This is a genomic window from Faecalibacterium sp. DFI.5.82, assembly GCF_029076575.1.
Lineage (GTDB): Bacteria > Bacillota > Clostridia > Oscillospirales > Ruminococcaceae > Faecalibacterium > Faecalibacterium duncaniae.
In genome coordinates, this window is sequence record NZ_JARFIS010000843.1 from 1 (window position 1) to 297 (window position 297).

The following is a 297-nucleotide window of genomic DNA, read 5'->3' on the forward strand; positions in this document are numbered from 1 at the left end:
GCTGTAATCGATGCCGGAGGCGGCGTATTCGTAGGTCTCGGCCACGCGGCGCTTTTCCACAACAGGGTTGGGCAGCGGGATGGCCGACAGCAGGCTCCGGGTGTAGGGGTGGATGGGTTGCTCAAAGATCTCCTCGGTGGTGCCGGTCTCCAGCAGGTGGCCCAGATGGAGCACCCCGATGCGGTCAGAGATATACTTGACCATGGAAAGGTCTTGGGCAATGAAGAGGTAGGCCGTGCCGGTCTCCTGCTGGATATCCTTCATCAGGTTGACCACCTGCGCCTGAATGGACACATC

At 60.3% G+C, this 297-nt stretch carries 1 protein-coding gene; it reads right to left on the reverse strand.

What is annotated here, in order from left to right; genetic code table 11:
- Positions 1 to 297, reverse strand: a 297-nt coding sequence (locus P0G09_RS19165; protein WP_275253462.1) for an ABC transporter ATP-binding protein, incomplete at both ends; no start/stop codon positions are given.